Origin of the sequence: Pseudobacter ginsenosidimutans (genome assembly GCF_007970185.1) — a bacterium.
Taxonomy (GTDB): domain Bacteria; phylum Bacteroidota; class Bacteroidia; order Chitinophagales; family Chitinophagaceae; genus Pseudobacter; species Pseudobacter ginsenosidimutans.
On sequence record NZ_CP042431.1, the window covers coordinates 4,280,372 to 4,299,592 of the forward strand.

At 46.1% G+C, this 19,221-nt stretch carries 11 protein-coding genes; all 11 read left to right on the forward strand.

From position 1 onward, the window contains the following. Window positions 1-51 precede the first annotated feature (51 nt). The 11 genes from FSB84_RS17050 (at window position 52) to FSB84_RS17100 (ending at window position 19,216) form a co-directional block, all read left to right on the forward strand. Window positions 52-1,281: a FecR family protein gene (locus FSB84_RS17050; protein WP_130539134.1), complete on the forward strand. Its 1,230-nt coding sequence runs from the start codon at window positions 52-54 to the stop codon at window positions 1,279-1,281. 215 nt (window positions 1,282-1,496) lie between these two features. After that, the gene (locus FSB84_RS17055; RefSeq protein ID WP_130539135.1) at window positions 1,497-4,862 is read left to right on the forward strand and encodes a SusC/RagA family TonB-linked outer membrane protein; all 3,366 of its coding nucleotides are present in this window, start codon (window positions 1,497-1,499) and stop codon (window positions 4,860-4,862) included. 10 nt (window positions 4,863-4,872) lie between these two features. Beyond that, window positions 4,873-6,369, forward strand: coding sequence for a RagB/SusD family nutrient uptake outer membrane protein (locus FSB84_RS17060; protein WP_158643971.1), 1,497 nt, complete (start codon window positions 4,873-4,875; stop codon window positions 6,367-6,369). A gap of 21 nt (window positions 6,370-6,390) precedes the next feature. Next, entirely contained in the window at window positions 6,391-7,179 is a 789-nt protein-coding gene (locus tag FSB84_RS17065; RefSeq protein ID WP_130539137.1) for a DUF4397 domain-containing protein, read from the forward strand. Between the two features lie 32 nt (window positions 7,180-7,211). Next, a complete protein-coding gene (locus FSB84_RS17070; protein ID WP_207234174.1) occupies window positions 7,212-8,138 on the forward strand; it encodes an ABC transporter ATP-binding protein in 927 nt (308 codons plus the stop codon). A gap of 72 nt (window positions 8,139-8,210) precedes the next feature. Next, entirely contained in the window at window positions 8,211-10,535 is a 2,325-nt protein-coding gene (locus tag FSB84_RS17075; RefSeq protein ID WP_130539138.1) for an ABC transporter permease subunit, read from the forward strand. Between the two features lie 10 nt (window positions 10,536-10,545). Next, the gene (locus FSB84_RS17080; RefSeq protein ID WP_130539139.1) at window positions 10,546-11,865 is read left to right on the forward strand and encodes a MutS-related protein; all 1,320 of its coding nucleotides are present in this window, start codon (window positions 10,546-10,548) and stop codon (window positions 11,863-11,865) included. Further along, window positions 11,865-13,181: a MutS-related protein gene (locus FSB84_RS17085; RefSeq protein WP_130539140.1), complete on the forward strand. Its 1,317-nt coding sequence runs from the start codon at window positions 11,865-11,867 to the stop codon at window positions 13,179-13,181. The genes FSB84_RS17080 and FSB84_RS17085 overlap by 1 nt, the downstream gene beginning before the upstream one ends. A gap of 285 nt (window positions 13,182-13,466) precedes the next feature. Next, window positions 13,467-14,063 carry an RNA polymerase sigma factor gene (locus FSB84_RS17090; protein WP_130539141.1) on the forward strand — a complete coding sequence of 199 codons (597 nt, stop codon included), beginning with the start codon at window positions 13,467-13,469 and terminating at the stop codon, window positions 14,061-14,063. A gap of 74 nt (window positions 14,064-14,137) precedes the next feature. After that, window positions 14,138-15,355, forward strand: a complete 1,218-nt coding sequence (locus FSB84_RS17095) for a FecR family protein (RefSeq protein WP_130539142.1) — start codon at window positions 14,138-14,140, stop codon at window positions 15,353-15,355. A 408-nt stretch (window positions 15,356-15,763) separates the two neighbouring features. Continuing rightward, a complete protein-coding gene (locus FSB84_RS17100; protein ID WP_158643972.1) occupies window positions 15,764-19,216 on the forward strand; it encodes a SusC/RagA family TonB-linked outer membrane protein in 3,453 nt (1,150 codons plus the stop codon). Window positions 19,217-19,221: the final 5 nt, after the last annotated feature.

Sequence of the window (19,221 nt, forward strand, 5' to 3'; positions counted from 1 at the left end):
TTGGGCCGATGGGTCCTAAATTGAATTCTCAGGGTCGTACTATAGATAATCATGAAAAAGGAACGTCTCGCATATTTGTTGATGCAGTACAGTAACGATCTGGCCGATGCGGCAGAGCGTGAAGAACTGTTCGGTTATCTGGCCGCAGATGAAAGCAAAGAATCTTTCACTGACCTGGTGGCTGACTTTCTGTTACAACATGAACAAAAGAATGAAGATCTCACTCCATTCCAGCACCTGGCCTTTGCGGCAGCGGCTGTTGACAGAGATATTTTTAAAGAAATACCGTCTGACAAGCCAGTTCAAAAAATATTCTTCCTGCGCAGAGCCTGGCTCAGGTATGCAGCTGCACTGATTGTACTCGCAGGCATTGCGGTAATGGCCATCGTGATGTTCAGGAATTCCGGATCTTCCAAACAGGAGATCGTTGCAACGCCTGAGAATATCTTACCGGGTTCAGATAAAGCCATTCTTACATTGGCGGATGGAAGGTCCATTGCGCTGGATACCGTGAAAGCCGGGCTCATGGCGATGCAGGGCCAGGCGCAGATCGAGAAAAAGGAAGATGGTCAGATCGTTTACAATGGAACGAATGCCGGTAAGGAAATAATGATGAATACCCTGAGTACGCCGAGAGGTGGACAATACAGGCTGCTCCTGCCCGACGGAACAGAAGTTTGGCTGAATGCAGCCAGCTCCATCCGTTATCCCGCCAGCTTTGCAGGAAATGAAAGAAGAGTGACCATTACAGGTGAAGCTTATTTTGATGTGGCAAAGAATAAGTCAAAACCATTCTTTGTAGACATCGATGGCAAAGCATCCTTAGAAGTACTGGGCACCAGTTTCAATATCAACGCCTATTCCGATGAACCCGTGATCAATACCGCTTTGCTGGAGGGAGCTGTTAGAGTGACGGCATTGACCAGCCTGCAAAAAAGATCACAGTCAGATAAAGCCGAACCATCAAATATAGTACTACGGCCGGGGCAGCAGGCAAGCATCGATAAGTCCGGAATAATGAAAGTAGACCTGGCAGAACGGAGTATTGTAATGGCCTGGCGCGAAGGCGTGTTCAGGTACAATTACACTGATTTCGATGTAGTGCTCCGCCAGTTGAGCCGCTGGTACGATATCGATGTACAATATGAAAAAGGAATTCCTGATCAGAAATTCACAGGCGAGATACGCCGGGACTACACACTTTCACAGGCATTGAGCATTCTTGAAGGCATGGACGTTCATTTCCGGCTGGAAGGCAAAAAGCTCATTGTGCTTCCCTGACCTTATTCTTCTGTAAATACAGCAATTAAACCAATCCATTTACACATTCGTTCACCGGCAGGTTTCGGTAGCCGGTGTATTTAGTCCCTGACCGCTGGTCTGAGGGAGAAATTATGTTGTCACCAAAACGATTCATGTAACCCCAGGCTGCTGCCTGCTTTCCGTTACCGGCATTACCGGTGCAACAAAGTGAAGGCATTCAAAAAAGGAGAATTATGAGACAAAGCAAAACTGCAAACACTTCCCCCGGCTTAGCTAATACGCTGGTCAGGCAATCTGCTCCCCGGTTGATCTGCCTGCTGCTGATCATTGCTGCAACGCTTTTGCCTGCTACCGGTACAGCGCAAACGATCACGCTGAATTCAAAGCGAATTTCCCTGAAACAGATTTTTGCCGAGATCAAAAAACAAACAGGATATGCTGTTATCTACAATGCCAAAGTGATCAATGATAATGTGATGATATCGGTCAGCGCCAAAGACCAGCCCTTCGAATCATTCATCAAGACCGTGTTGCAGGATCAGCCCATTGCCTACAAAATAGTGGGTACTACCATCGTGTTGCGGAAAGAAGAAAAACCTGCATCAACTACCGGTAATGGACAAATGAATGAAGAAGCTGTCAGTCAGGCTACTGGCATCATCCTGGATGAAGCTACCAAAAACGGTATCGCGGGTGTGAGTGTTGTGAACAAACGAACCGGTAAAGGCACACAGTCTGATGTTTTGGGCAAATTTACTTTGAAAGACACGGAGCAGGGCGACGTGATCACCTGTACAATGATCGGCTATCAACCCATTACCACAACGGTTGACAAATATACCATGGTGGTCATGAAGATCGCAGTGGATGAGCTGGACAAAATGGTGATACAGGCATACGGAAAAACCAGCAGGAGGCTGGCAACCGGAGATATCACCAGGATCAGCGGGGAAGAGATCGGTAAACAATCGATCATGAATCCGCTGCTGGCGCTGCAGGGCAGGGTGCCCGGAGTGATCGTTACTCCTTCGAGCGGCAATCCCAGCAGTCCGGTGAAAGTAGTGATGATGGGAAGGAATTCACTGAACAGGGACTTTTCTCCCGAACCATTGTACATCATCGATGGCGTACCTCAAACCATTCTCGATCTCAGCAATAATCTCAGGTATATGTCGAATGAAGGAGCATCTACCGGATATATCCAGGCCGGGGTCTCCAATACGATGGGACAAAGTCCCTTGTACGGTATCGATCCTAAAGAGATAGAAAGTATTGAAGTATTGAAAGATGCCGATGCAACGTCTATCTACGGATCGCGCGGCGCCAATGGCGTGATACTGATCACCACCAAAAGAGCGAAACCGGGCAAAACCAGTTTCGGCATTTCTTTTACACAGGGAATCTCCAATGCCTTGCGCAGGGCCAGGGTCCTGAGTACGGAGGAATACATCAAATACAGAAAGGAGGCATTCAAGAACGATGGAATACTGCCCACGGTCAATACTGCACCGGACCTGATGCTATGGGATACTACCAGGAATACCAACTGGCAGAAGGAATTGTTCCAGACAGCAAAGAACACCGGTATCAGTGCAACACTATCGGGAGGGGATGTCCGCAATTCATTCCGCCTGAGTGTGAACTATAATGATAACAGGGCCATCACAGTAGGTAAAGGAAAAAATGAAGCGGCCATGATATTACTCAATGCCGGGCATTCCAGTACTGACCAGAAATTACGTGTGTCTGTTGGTGTTAGTTACAGGTTCACCAATATAGATGCTGTGGCGCTGGGAGGCGATGAACTGATCGCTCCCAATGCTCCTGCTGTTTTTGACAGCCTGGGGAATTTGAATTACCTGGGCTGGAATCCTGATGCAAGAACAAGATTATTCCCTTTCGGCTCTGTGAACCAGCCGAATATTGCCAAAACCAATATCCTGTCCGCCAATACACAGATCAGTTACAAATTGCTGAAAGGATTGAGTATTGAAATCACCGGCGGATATACCAGCTCCCGCAATACCAACAACAGGTTTCAAACTATCGGCTCTAATGATCCGCGGCTGGTGAGCACGGGAACAGCCATATTTGCCAGTACCAATACCAGCACATGGATCGTGGAGCCAGGTATCAGGTATTCCGGATTTTTGAGTAAGGGAAGTTTTGAAGTGATGGTGGGAGGCAGTCTGCAAAATGCGCTCACTACTGCCAATACCATCACAGGCCGGGGCTATACCAATGACAACCTGATCGGCACCATTGCCAATGCAGCTACTATCCAGGTGAACGATGGCTATGGCCAGTACAAGTATACCGCCATGTTCGGCCGGATCGCATACAATTGGGAGAATAAATACATCATTAACCTGAATGGGAGAAGGGACGGCTCTTCAAGATTTGCACCGGGCAAGCAATTCGGGAATTTCGGATCTGTAGGCGTCAGCTGGAATTTGTCGGAAGAAGAATGGATGAAAAGAATGCTCCCATCATGGATATCGTTCATCAAGATCAGGGGTAGTTTTGGCATCACGGGTGGAGATGGAATTGGCGATTATCAATACCTGGCCCGCTGGTCTGCCGCTTCCATGCTTCCTTACAACACGGTGAGGCCATTCACCCTCAGTCAGCCTGTGAACCAGGTATACCATTGGCAGAGCAATAAACAATTGGCCGGTGCATTGGAATTTGCTCTATGGGATAACAGGATCAATGTTTCGGCTACTCTTCAACGTGGTATTGCCAGGGATCAGCTGACCCAATTTCCCACTCCTCTATATTCAGGATTCCGGAATGTAACGGCCAATCATCCGGCTAAGATCGGGAACCTTACCAGGGGACTGGCTGTAGATGCCGTATTGATCAGACGCAAGGATTTCGAATGGCAGGCTGGCTTCAATATCGGTAATTTCTCCAATAAGCTGCTGGCCTATCCCGGCCTGGAATTGTCGCCCTACGCATCCATTTACCAGATCGGACAATCACTGAATACACAATATCTGCTCCATTACCTGGGCGTCGACCCGCTCTCAGGTGAATTCAGTTTCGAAGATCATAACAAGGATGGAAAGATCTCTGATGATGGACAGCAACCCAGGGGCCTTGGCCTTGACGATCGCTATGTAGCCATCAATATGGATCCCAAATACGACGGAGGTTTCAGAACTGCATTGTCCTACAAGGGAGCACAACTCTCCATGAACTTCAGTTTCAGAAGGGCCTGGATGATGGCATCCTTCCTCACCAACAGGCCCGGCGCCATGAGGAATATCTTCATACCATCCGAAGGCATCACCAATTACTGGCAAAAGCCCGGTGATATTGCAAAATATCCCAGGCTCACTACTGTACAAACTTATTCCATCTCCAATTCCGACGGAGGTTATATGGATATTTCCTACCTGCAAATGAATAATATCTCATTGAGCTATTCACTGAAGGAAAAGCTTGTTCATAAGGCAGGAATGAAAACCTGTATGCTGTCGCTTACCCTTTCCAATATTTTCACCATCACACAGTATCCGGGAATAGACCCTGTTGTGGGATTGGGGCTGCCATCTCAAAAACAGATCAATGGAACTATCTCCTTCACTTTCTAAAAACCCTGCTATGCTGCTGAATCAAAAATGTTTCTATACAGGATTTCTCATTACAGCAATCCTATTGCTGTTCGCTTCCTGCAAAAAATGGATCCAGATTCCTCCTCCCAAAAACACCATAGTTACAGAACAGGTGTTCCAGGACGAGGCCCAGGCTGAAGGAGCCATGTCGGGATTGTATACCATGATGATCAATGGCGAAGCTGCCGGTGCGCAACCGGGAATAGCCTCCAACAATTACAGCGCAGGTTATCTCACGGTGGCCACCGGGCAGTCTTCCGATGAATTATTCCCGTACAGGGGCTCCACCATCCTGAAGGACTACCTGCTGGCAACCAATAAGCTCACGGGCTTACAGGACGAAGCCATTACACCACTCTGGAATTCCGCCTATAAAACAATCTATAATGCCAATGGCATCATCGAGGGAATTGCCGCTACCGTATCAGGGACCTTGTCTGAAAAAAGCCGCCGTGAATTCACAGCCGAAGCAAAATTCGTGCGCGCGCTCTCTTATTTCTATCTCACCAATCTTTTTGGCGATCTGCCATTGGCCCTGACTATCGATTTCCACCAAACCGTAAAAGTGAAAAAGTCGACACAGGCACAGGTATACGAGCAGATCATCAAAGACCTGAAAGATGCGATAGCGGATATGCCTTCCAGTTATGAAAGGGGAAAAGGTGAAAGGATCAGGCCCAATAAATGGGCGGCCACTGCATTGCTGGCAAGGGTTTATCTCTATCAGAAAGATTATCCCGCTGCTGCTGCCACCGCCACTGAAGTGATCAATGAACAGGTGCTTTACAAACTGGAACCCGATCTCAATAAAGTATTCCGGGCCAATAGCACGGAAGCGATCTGGCAACTGAAACAAGCCACCACCACCAATATCAGGGATGCCACTCCTGAGGGTTATTTACTTCTTCCCACAACTGCGCATAAGAGTGCAGCAATCTATTGTCTGACAGACCAGCTCCTGCAGGCATTCGAAGCCGGAGACAAGCGAAGGGAGGATTGGGTGGATAGTACCGATAATACCCTGAGTGGTTCAGGGCAGCCTCCGGCGTTTACTTTCTATCCTGCCAAGTATAAGATCGGTGGCGCCAATTTCAATACAGGCATGCCTGCCGAATATTATATGGTGATACGCCTGGCAGAAATGTATCTGATCAGAGCGGAAGCCACAGCCAACGGAGCTTTGGGCGGCCCCGCCGATGGTGTGAATGATCTGAATGAGATCAGGAGAAGGGCAGGGCTGGATGAACTCCCTTCCACTATTACGCAGGATGAACTGATTATCGCTATTGAAAAAGAAAGGCAGGTTGAGCTGTTCTGCGAGTGGGCGCATCGCTGGATGGACCTGAAAAGAACAGGCAGGGCGCACGATGTGATTTCCGTTATCCCCATGAAACAACCCTGGGCAGGCGATCACCAGTTCCTTTACCCCATTCCCAGAAATGATCGCCGCGATAATCCCCTGCTGAGTCAAAACGAAGGTTACTAATCCCTGATCAAACCATATTGTATGAAGCATAACATAAAGGCATATACGCAAATTATCCGGTTGCACAACAGACTTTTTGCAATGGCTGTATTGCTGGTCTTTTCTTTCGCATCCTGTAATAAGGAAGTGACTACAGCCGGAACAGCTTCCCTTTCCATCATCAATGCCATTCCCGGCAGCAATGACCTGCTTCCGAATTTCAGACAGGAGGGCGCTATCCTGTACAAGCAGGCCGCAATACTGAGGTACAAGATCTTTTTCATGACCGATAACCGGATCAGGTATTACAGTGGACAGCAACGTCTCCGCATATACCAGATGCCGGATACTACCAGTAAAGACCAGCCGCTGTTCGATCTCCACCTCGATCTTCCGGTAGGATCCATACATACCTTATTCCTGACCGGATCGCCGGATGCGCCGGACACGGTGATGATCAGGAACGAGCAGATCCCCTTCTTTCCGCAGAGCGACAGCGCCATGGCCATCAGGTTCGTCAACCTGAGTAAAGGCAGCGCTCCTGTAAGTATCAATATCAAAGGGCTGGCCGATGGATCGGAAGTGCAAAGCCTGAACTACAAGGCCATCACCGGTTTTGCAAACTACCCGGTGCGTCTTCAGTTACAGGACTATGTTTTTGAATTCCGCGATGCTGCAACAGGAACATTGCTGGCCAGCTATACTACATTGGGATTAAAGCAAACAGCGCCCAACCCCTGGATATATAAAAGCTTTACGATTGCCTTTACAGGAATACCCGGAACAACAGGTGCAACTTCGCCGGATGTATTCCTTGTGCCACATTATTAGTGCGTGAACAAAACAATCTTATTTCAAATATCATGACCAGTATTTTAAAGACCGTACAGCTGTCGCACAAGTACAGCAGTTCCTGGGCTATCAGGGATATCAACCTTGAATTGAACCAGGCCGGAGTGATTGGCCTGCTGGGATCGAACGGAGCCGGCAAATCCACCACTATGAACATTATTTGTGGTGTGCTTAATCAGACTGAAGGTTCAGTATTTATCAATGGCATTGACCTTCGGGAAGATCCTGAGCTTGCCAAACAAAACATTGGCTTTCTTCCGCAGAATCCGCCGCTTTATACAGACCTCACCGTGGATGAATTCCTGACCTATACTGCGGAGCTGCGGAAAATGGAAAAACATACTATCAGGGAGGCGGTGAATGAGGCAAAGGAAAAAGTTGGGATCACTCATTTCAGTACCAGGCTGATCAAAAATCTATCGGGAGGCTATCGCCAAAGGGTAGGCATTGCGCAGGCGATCATCCATAAACCAAAACTGGTAGTGATGGATGAGCCCACCAACGGCCTGGATCCCAATCAGCTCATCGAAGCGAGAAAACTGATCAAAGAGATAGCGCAGGAGAGAACCGTGTTGCTGAGTTCCCATATACTTTCTGAGATCCACCTGCTCTGCAGGGAGGTGATCATGATCGAAGGTGGAAGGATCATTTTTTCCGATTCGATGGATGCATTCAACAATTATGTACAACCGCACAGCTTGCTGGTGAGGTTCGAGAATCCACCATCCGTGGCCGATATTCAAGCAGTGCATGGAGTAAACAAAGTGGAATTCCTTACCGGTAAACAGGCCCGCGTATTTTTTGAAGGCGATGAAGAGATCGCCGAAAGGATCATTGATGCCGGGGGCAAACAGGATTGGCGCATACGCGAGATCAGCCTGGAGAAAGGCATGCTGGATGATATCTTCAAACAACTATCCTCAAAATCACTTCAATAAGGCCCGGACTTTCTAAAAATATAAAGATGGAACTACGTTCCTTCTGGCCAAAAAAACTGTAAAATATTTCAGATGAAAATGATCGTGAAAGTGGCGAAGAATGAACTTCGCAATCTATTCTATTCCCCTGTAGCCTGGTTTCTTGCTGTGATCTTTATGATCGTATGCGGGGTATTCTATTCAGGAGTGCTGTATAAGCTGGCACTGATGCAGGATGTGGCAGTTCGAAATGTGCCCAAATGGAAGGACTTCGGTATGTCGCTTACTAAAATGATATTCCTCGGTAGCGATGGTATATTCATTAACATATTGAACAATCTTTACCTCTTCATTCCATTGCTCACCATGGGATTGATCAGTCGTGAGATCAACAATGGAACGGTGAAGCTGCTGTATTCATCTCCGGTTACTGTCCGCCAGATCGTATTTGGAAAATACCTGGCCGTAATGACCTATAACCTGATGTTGCTTTCTGTAGTAGGCATGTTCATGATAACCGGGATCTTCGGTATCAGGTCTGTTGATGCCGGGCTGTTGTTTTCGTCAATGCTTGGTTTTTATCTGATTGTTTGTACCTATTCTGCTATCGGGATGTTCATGAGTAGTTTGAGTCATTATCAGATCGTTTCTGCTATTGCCACTTTCCTGCTTTTATTCGTACTCGGCCGTGTCGGAAATTTGTGGCAGAAATATGACCTTGTCAGAGATCTTACCTATTTTCTCTCCATCAATGGAAGGGTCATAAAAATGTTGAGGGGATTGATCACAACCAATGATGTAATGTATTTTATATTGATATCATGGATGTTCATTTCTTTCACTATGCTCAGGTTGAAAAGCAGCAGGGAGTCAACACCCTGGTTGAAAAAAGGAGCCAGGTATATAGCTGTTTTTGCGGTGGTATTGGTGGTTGGTTTTGCATGTTCGCGGCCAGGTTATATCGGATACTGGGATACTACGGCCATACAAAGTAATACCATCGGTAAGCCTACACAGGAGATATTGAAGTCGATGGAAGGTGAGCCGCTTGAAGTTACGCTCTACTCCAATCTGCTGGGAGATGGAATTGACAGAGCAAGGCCGGAGCACCGGAATGATTACACATGGGGCCTCTGGGAAAAATACATCCGGTTCAAGCCAGACATCAAATTCAATTACGTGCTGTATTATGATGTGATGGATAATGATAGCACGTATTATAAAAACGTTCCGGGAAAAACTCTCCCTGAAATAGCGTCAGAAATGGCCAGGGTGCAGGAAACGAATCTTGCCTGGTACCTGGAGCCCAAAGAGATCAGGAAAAAGATCGATCTGCATGCTGAAAGCATGCGTGTGGTGATGCTTCTGAAATACAAAGGGCGGTCTATGTATCTCCGCACTTTCAATGATAACAATTTCTGGCCTTCCGAAGATCAGGTGGCGGCAGTGTTGAAAAGGCTTGCGGATGGCAATGGCCCGAAAGTATATCACACAACCGGAAACCTGCAGCGCGATATCCATAAAACAGGCGAACGCGAGTATCAACAATTCACCATCACGAAATTAAGCAGGAATTCACTGATCAATCATGGTTATGATATGGATACGGTGAATCCTGCTTTGCGTGATATTCCTGCAGATGCAACCACACTGGTGATAGGTGATCCGAAATCAGCACTGAATGAAGTGGCCGCAGGCAGGATCAGCGACTATATCAGCAGAGGAGGCAACCTGCTGGTGAACGGGGAACCGGGAAAACAACAGGTGGTCAATCCGCTCATTGCTTCAATAGGCGCAGAACTGATGCCCGGTACCATCGTGGAAGTGACCAAAAATGAAATGCCGCAAATGGTGAATGCATACTGGACCTACGACTACATGCATTTGGTGAAGGCATACAAACTGGACCGTCTCTGGAAAATGACCCAGGGTGGCGATACAGCCAGATCACTCTTTCCTGGTGTAAGTCCGGTAAGGGCCACAGGCAGCGGGTTTGCAACAAAGCACCTCCATGTTACGGCCGGCAGAAATGCATGGGTGAAGGCCGGAATACTGGTGACAGATTCAGCAGCTCCGGTATTCTCAGCACAGGAAGGGGATTATAAACAAGACTCATTCGATGTAGCACTTGCATTCAGCAGAAAAAATGGAAACAAAGAACAAAGGATCATTGTAGCAGGGGATGCAGATTATATGAGTACAGTAAGAAGGGGCACGCATAATATTTCCAAACTCTATTACTCCTGGCTGGATAATGAGCGATACCCTGTGGCAATCATTCCGGATGCTCCGAAAGATGTGCTGTTGAACACCAGCCTCAAATCTGCAGAATTCCAGCGTATCCTGTTCGTGTGGATATTACCGGCGATTGTGCTGGCTTTGGGCACCATTATCCTTATCAGGCGTAAACGACAATAACAAGAAGAACATGTATCTGTTAACCGATGAACAAACGATCGAAGATCTGCGCATCTTCGGCAAGCGAGACAGCCCGGGATTGTTCGATCTCTACAATCACTCACATACCCGTGGTGCAGAAACGGTATTGAAAGAGATGTTCACCAGGCCATTGAGTGATCAGCAGGAGATCAACCGGAGAAGTAATATCATCAAGAGTTTTGCGGGTATGAGTGTGCGCTTTCCATTTGAAGGCGCGCTATTCGATATGGCGGAGAAATACCTGATAGCCGCCGATGAACAAAAGAAACAAGGTAACCAGCAGGCCGTGCTCAGTGAAAAAGAAGTGGCCAATGGTGTTACGGCGTTGATCAGCCTGATGCATCAGATCAAATGCTTTGTAGAGTCCCCGGAGATCGTAGCCATGGAATCCTGGACAAGTGAAAGGGAGGCTATAGCCTTCCTTCTCCTTGATCCTGTTTTTGATCCGGTGATGCGGGAGCAACAGAAAGCAAAGCTATCTTATGCCGCCATTACGGCTTACGACCTGTTGTTGCGCCACCGGGAACGAAGTAAGATCGAACAGTTGCTGACACAGATCTATCAGCTGGATGTTTATCTCTCTGTTGCCAAAGTAGCGCGTGAAAGAAATTTCGTATTTCCCAAAGCGTTAGAGAAGGGGAAAAGCATACTGCGGATCAGGGGTGTTTATCATCCTGAACTGGCGAAACCTGTCAGTAATGATTTTGCCATGAGCCCTGAACGGAATATAATATTTCTTACCGGTGCAAATATGGCCGGTAAATCCACTTTTTTACGATCTGTGAGCACAGCCATATATGTGGCGCATATTGGGTTTCCGGTGGCTGCAGCCGAAATGGAGTTCTCTGTGCTGGATGGTGTTTTCACCACCATCAACCTGCCGGATAACCTGGGCATCGGCGCCAGCCATTTCTACGCAGAAGTTTTGAGGGTGAAGAAAGTGGCGGCAGAACTGCAGGCCAATAAATCGCTGTTCATCATTTTCGATGAGATGTTCCGTGGCACCAATGTGAAAGATGCGCATGAAGCTACTGTGGAGATCACGATTGCTTTTGCGGCAAAGAAGAATAGTATGTTCATCATCTCTTCGCATATTGTAGAAGCGGGAGAGCGTTTGCGGCAATCACCTTCAATTGGATTTCAGTATCTCCCAACCCGGATGAATGACAATGTTCCCGAATATACCTATGCGCTGGAAGATGGCATCACTGCAGACCGGCACGGGATGATCATCATCCGGAATGAAGGTATTCTGGAAACGCTGAAAAACGGCCGTAAACGGGCACAGGCTGATAAAATACAACAATAATGAATTTCAATACAGATAAGCAAACGGTGGATGAACTGAACCTGCTGGGAAAATTCAGACAGGGATCGGTATACCATCTGTTCAATGAGGTAAAAACGCGGGGTGGTGAACAATTGCTTGACCAGATGTTCCGTAATCCATTGACGGATGCTGAAAGCATCAATCAACGCAGTAGCGTATTCCATTTTTTTCAGCAATCGAACCTGAGCTTTTCCTTCGATGTGCAGCAACTGAATATCATGCGGGAATACCTTGATGCAGGAACAGGAAAGAATGCTTTTGCCATTATGTGTAATATGTTCCTGCATAAAATGCTCAGCAAGCTTACCCGCGATGGACGTTACAGAAAATCTGTGCAGGGTCTGCAGGCTACTATCGTTACGTTGAACCGCTGCCATGGCATGTTGGAGCTGCTGCAAAAACTACAAAGTCCCCTGAATGAGCGGATCAGCCAATTGCTGACCCTGCTTTCCGATAAGCAGCTGGAGAAGCTTCGCACTACAAATATCTATGCAGAGATTCCCGTTACTACCCTCGCTCACTATGATCACCTGCTGAAGAGCCGCTTCCATACAGAGATGGAAGAATTGCTGCAGTTCATCTTCGAACTGGATCTTTATATCGCTGTGAGCAATGTTGCCCGAAAGAATGGTTTTACCTATGCGAAAGCATTGTTGCCGGAGAAAAATATTTTGAAGGCATCGGGTCTGTGCCATCCCTGTATAGATAAGGCAGTAGGCAATGATATCATGATGAGTGAAAGGCTCAATGTGATTTTTCTCACGGGAGCCAATATGGCCGGTAAAAGTACGCTCATGAAGTCAATTGGTATCGGCATCTACCTTGCTCATATGGGATTCCCGGTTGCTGCGGCAACCTTTGAGTTTTCTGTGCGCGAAGGAATGTATTCATCCATTAACGTATCCGATAATATCGGGCTTGGTTATAGTCATTTCTATGCTGAAGTGGTAAGAGTGAAACAGTCCGCAGATGCAGCTGCCAGCGGAAAGCGGTTGTTGCTGATGTTCGATGAGCTGTTCAAGGGAACGAATGTAAAAGATGCCTATGACGGAACACTGGCCGTAACCGAAGCATTTTCTGAATACCGGGATTGTCTTTTCATCGTATCAACCCATATCATAGAAGTTGGGGAGGCTTTGAAGGGTACTGAGAATATCCGGTTCAGTTATATGCCCACGGTCATGGACGGAGCCAGACCAAAGTACACTTACATACTGGAAGAAGGTATTACGGAAGACAGGCAGGGGATGCTGATCATCCGGAATGAAGGGATATTGGAGATGCTGAAAAGCTGAAAGGGCAGGCTGTATAAGTCGGTGTAATGTTTTAGCAATAGCGAAGAAAATTTTCTTTTTCGATAGAGGTCAAGCCGGAGTTTAAAAAAAAACTTATTTTTGGTTATAGAATTAGAAACAACGTAACAAATATGCTGAAAGCTGCCACAGGCAGCTTTTTTTGTGGTTGATTGCCATAATTTAGTCTCAAGTTTGTCTTAGCTATACCTGCCATATGCAGCACTTTTACTGAAATTTATTTAGTTCTGCAACAAATTGTTTTCATAAGATATTGGAATAAATAAAATGAAAAAGGAAAAGGAATTGCTTCTCCTGGAAGATATCTCCGTAGGGAACCAGGCCGCGTTTGCCCAATTGGTCAGACAATACACGCGTATAGTATATCCTTACTTGTTGTATTGGTTAAAGAATGCGCAGATGGCGGAAGAACTGACTCAGGATGTATTTATGCGGTTATGGGAAAAGCGGGACAAGTTGACACATGTAAAGAACTTTGGGGGATACCTTTATATAACCACTCGAAATATCGCTATGGCTGTGCTTGAAAAGAGATTAGTACAGGAAGAAGCCACCAATCCGGATACATTGAATAGTTTGCTGTCCCATACTTTACCAGATTCTCCGCAGCTGTTAGAGATGAAAGAGCTTTCGAAGTTGTTGGACCAGGCCATTGGCGCATTGCCTCCGAGACGGAAGGAGGTCTTTTTACTTAGCCGGATGGAGGGGATGACCTATGAAGCCATTGCTGTAAAGCTTCAAATCAGCCGAAGTGCTGTCCGGCAGCATATTGTAGAGGCTCTGGTATTTCTTCGCCATTATTTGAAAGAGAACGCCGGCATCATTGTATCGCTTATCCCGTTTTTTGCACAAGAATTGCTCTGATACAGCAAAAAATATTTTTTTAGTGCAAGACCTGTCCTGTTTTAGAAAATAACCTGTCTATACTAAGATAACGAATGAAAGATCAACGTCTGACATACTATATTGATAAATACACCACTGGTACCTTATCCGCAGAGGAACTACGTTCTTTTGCAGCTTTACTGAAAGATCCTGAACTGAGGGAGGCATTTGAGGAGTACATGGAAGAAAGTTGGGTTGAAATTGAAAAGAGTGATATGGATTTTCCAGGAGTGACTCAGCGAGTGGAAGAAGCCCTGGCGAAACGCATTGCAGCCTATGATACGATATCTGCTCCTCCCGTTCGCAGAATATCTTTCATGCGGCGGTGGGGATGGGCCGCCGCCTCAATTCTGCTTTTGTTGGCGATCGGTGCACTTCTTTGGTTGCGTTCAGGTGGAAGAACAACGGAAGTGGTGCATACCCCTGTAATTGAAGATGTGCAAGCACCTCAGACTTCAAAGGCAATGATCACGCTGGCTGACGGTAGTATTATCAACGTTGATAGCTTAAGGACCCTGTCGCTGCGTAATATTGCTGTCACCAAAATGCCGGATGGCAAGATTGTTTATACAGGCAACACACAGGAAGTAGCTTACAATACGCTTTCCAATCCTAAAGGATCTAAGGTTGTTGATTTAACCCTGACGGATGGTTCCCGGATATGGCTCAATGCAGGATCATCCGTAACCTACCCCATAGCGTTCACCGGTTCTGAAAGAAATCTTAATATCAATGGTGAAGCATACCTGGAGATAGCACATGACCAGGACAGACCTTTCTATGTCACTAAAGGCGACATGCGTGTGAAGGTATTGGGAACGCGTTTTAATGTGAATGCATATGATGACGAAAATGGAATGACGGTAACATTGCTGGAAGGCAGGGTGAAAGTGAGAAAAGGGAATGAGGAAGAATTATTAAAACCCGGACAGCAAGCGCAAATTGCCTATGCAATTCCCGGTGATCAGAAGGCGAGACCTGGAATTAAGACAGAACCAGGAATAAGGATTGTAAAAGATGCCGATCTGGAAAGAGTAATGGCCTGGAAGAACGGACTATTCAATTTTGAAGGGGCTGATCTGGAAACGGTGATGAGGCAACTGGAAAAATGGTATGCCATCACGGTCATATATGAAAAAGATGTTCCTGCACTGAGGCTCGGTGGTGAAATGAAACGTGATGAAAGCTTGTTGGACGTATTGGAAATATTGAAACGAATTGGTGTGAATTATAGGATAGAAGAAGGTCGAAAACTGATTGTTTTGCCATAGTATAAAATAAACTTAGTATCCGGAAAAGTCTTTTTGCGACAACCAATACATAAATTGAATATACCGGACATCTAAAAAAAACCGGAAGTGCTCTAACACTCCCGGTGAAAAGTTTGGATTGTCCCAAATCGGTCTGTCAACCCATTTTTAAACAACCAAAACTGTTCACAAGTTATGCAAAAAACTGCTAATTGTGGTCTGTTCGCGTATGCCCTGTATTCATCACAGGTTCTGACTTGCGACCTGTCTTATTTCTCCCGGTTCCACACTACGAAGGGTTCGCTCAGGCTGTCGCATCAAATGATGAAAATTATGAGACTGCTCACGTTCTTTCTTTTCATTGCATCGCTCGCTGTTTCTGCCCGGCCTGCTGCACAAACGGTTACTTTTTCCGGCAGCGATGTAAAATTGAATCAGATTTTTGCTGCAATTAAAAAGCAAACGGGTTATGTAGTGTTATATAACTGGAAGCACATTGATAAATCCCGTCTTGTTTCCCTGTCAGTTTCCAGGATGCCGTTGAACGATTTCTTAAAACGCGTGTTGAAGGACCAGTCTCTTGGCTACGAGATTAACAAAGGCGGCACGATTGTACTTTTTCCCATTCCATCGCTATTCAAGTCTTTGACTGCAGTCAAAACCGCCATTACTCCCGAAAACCTTAATCTGCTGTCTGTTCGAATTCATGTTATCGACTCCGCTGGTAATCCTCTCTCAGGCGTAACAGTTTCTCTTAAAAAATCACGGGTATTGGGTGTCACAGACGCCGGAGGCATATTCATAGCAAATGTTGATGTAGGGAATGTGCTTGTTTTCTCATCAGTCGGATTCCAAACTATAGAACGTATCGTTTCTGATAGTTCATCACTCATTATTTCTCTTAAACCTTCTGTAACTATTTTGGAAGATGTTGAAGTGAGTGTGAAGACCGGGTACCAGGTGCTTCCGAAAGAGCGTGCCACAGGGAGCTTTGTAATTATTGACAGTTCACTGCTGAACAGGGCTGTGAGTTCAAATCTTTTGGACAGATTAGATGGCATTGCAAGTGGAGTGTATTTTAATAAGAAGGCTGCACTATCTGGTTCTATTACCAGTCGGTCCGGTGCTGGAATTCGAATAAGGGGAGAAAGCAGCGTGGCGGAGTTGACCCAGGTGAGCAGAGAACCTCTTATTGTAGTTGACAATTTTCCATTTGATGGCAACCTGGATCAAATTAATCCAAACGATGTTCAGTCTGTTTCAATATTGCGCGATGCAGCAGCTACTTCCATTTGGGGTGTTCAGGCGGGTAATGGTGTAATTGTAATCACAACCAAAAAAGGGAAAAGGAATCAGCCGCTTCGATTGGAATTAAATGCCAATACTACTTTCTTCAATAAACCAGACCTTTTTTATGATCAAAACTGGCTTCCCTCAACACATTATATTGAAGTAGAACGGAGGTTGTTTGAAGCTGGTCATTTTAATGCAGATCTTACTAACGTCACGCAATATCCTCCATTATCACCGGTTGTGGAATTGCTGGCTCAGGTTCGTGATCATGGACTACCCGTGCAGCAGGCCGAAGCGGAAATAGCAGCACTGGCTAATCAGGACCTGCGTAATGACTATCTGAAATATGTTTACCGCAAAGCACTTAACCAGCAATATTCCATAGGGATCAAAGGCGGTTCGGGCACAGCCACCTATGCCGTCTCTGCTGGATACGATCACAACCTATCGGATAAAATTGGAAATGATTACAGCCGTTTTACCCTGAATTCAAACAATACATATTCTCCTTCAGAGAAGCTGGAGTTTTCTGTAGGGATCAATTACAGTACAAATAAAACCACCACCAACAATTACCAAAATGGTTTTGGTTTTATGCCGCTGGGTGGAAATTATGCCCGCCTTTTTCCTTATGCCCGCCTGGCAGATAATGAAGGGAACGCTCTGCCCATCGTAAAAGATTACCGGACCGGTTATATAGCTGATGCAGTGTCCCGGGGATTTTTGAACTGGCAATATTTCCCCTTGAAAGAAACTGAACTGGCAGATAAGAGTTCCACAAAGAACGGGTTATTGCTAAGGGCTGGCATTAAGTACAAATTGTTTACTTTTTTAAACGTCGAAATTCAATATCAAAATGAACGGCAGCAGGTGCGTGACTGGGATTATAAAAGCGAAGAGACTTACTACGCCCGCAATTTGATTAATCAGTTCTCCATATTGAATGCGAACGGATCTGTTACTTATCAGATTCCCAAAAGGGGGGTACTTCAAATTGCCAATGGCGACTGGCGATCCGATAATGCAAGAGTACAATTGAACTTTGACAGGACGTTTGGTGCTGACCATACAGTAACGGCTATTGCTGGAGGTGAATTACGGGAAACACGCACAGAAGGATATTACCGGTATTCTTATGGCTATGATGATGAGCTGGGAGTATCGGCCAATAATCTGAATTATTCTGATCCACTGCCTATCAATCCTGCAGGTATAGCGAATATCCCCGCTCCGCCGGGCGAGATTTATGGAAACGTGAATCGATTTATTTCAGTTTATGCGAATGCATTGTATGCATACCGCGGACTGTACTCGTTTTCCATTAGCGGAAGAAGGGATGGTGCTAATATTTTTGGAGCCAATACCGCCAACCGGTTCACTCCACTTTGGTCCGCAGGCGCTGCCTGGAATATCAGCAAGGAGCATTTCTACGATCAGGATTGGCTACCCGTTCTTAAATTGCGATCTTCGTTTGGTTATAGTGGGAATGTTTACCAGGGCTCGGTGTATACAACAGGTGTGTACGGCACCAGTTCTCTTACCGGAGCCAGGCGCATAAATAACCTGACAGCGCCTAATCCTAATCTGAAATGGGAAACGATATACATGACCAATGTAGCCCTCGATTTTTCATTAGGCAAACAAGCATGGATAAGTGGAAGCATTGAATGGTATAAAAAGAAGGGATCCGATTTGATCGAAAGGCAAACGCTTACACCATCGGCAGGTTTTGCGCAATTCTCAACAAACGGCGCTTCTACTCAAACCTCGGGATTGGATATCACATTGAATGGCCGCTTGTCTGTTGGCCGGCTACAGTGGCGTCCCGTTTTGTTACTGAGTACTGTGAAGGACAAGCTTACACGTTTTTCGATTTCGCAAACTGCAGGCAGCATAAGGTCGGAAACAGAAAGGCCTGGCCTTGTTGGGAAACCGCTGTATAGCACATTTTCCTATAAATGGGCAGGACTGGATCCTGTAAATGGAGACCCGTTAGGCGTATTAAATGGTAAACCCAGCAACGACTATACTGCAATCCTCAACAATTTCAATCCTGACAGTCTGGTCTTTCACGGGTCCTCGCAGCCGCCTGTTTTCGGAGCCTTCCGCAATGATTTCACTTATGCGAACTGGTCCTTATCAATAAATATAGTGTATAAACTGGGCCATTATTTCCGCAGACCATCCACTTCCCTTAATTACCAGGATATCCTTTCCGGACATACGCATACGGATTATATACATCGTTGGCAAAAGCCTGGTGATGAAAATAGCACACAGGTGCCTTCACTGGTGTACCCCTCAAATTATGACCGAAACACCTTTTACCGCTTTTCAGAAGTTTTGGTAGAAAGAGCTGATCTGATTCGACTACAAGACATCCGGGTAGGCTATATGTTCAGTGCTGCATTTTGCCGCAAGCTTCATTTGCAAAATGCACAGCTATACACCTATCTGTCCAATCCAGGCCTGATCTGGACGGCCAATAAACTGGGCATTGATCCGGATATCAACTCTATGGCAGCTCCGGCCGACCATAATTTGCCGAATCCTTTTTCTGTTGCGATTGGTTTTAAACTGACCTTATAATCTAA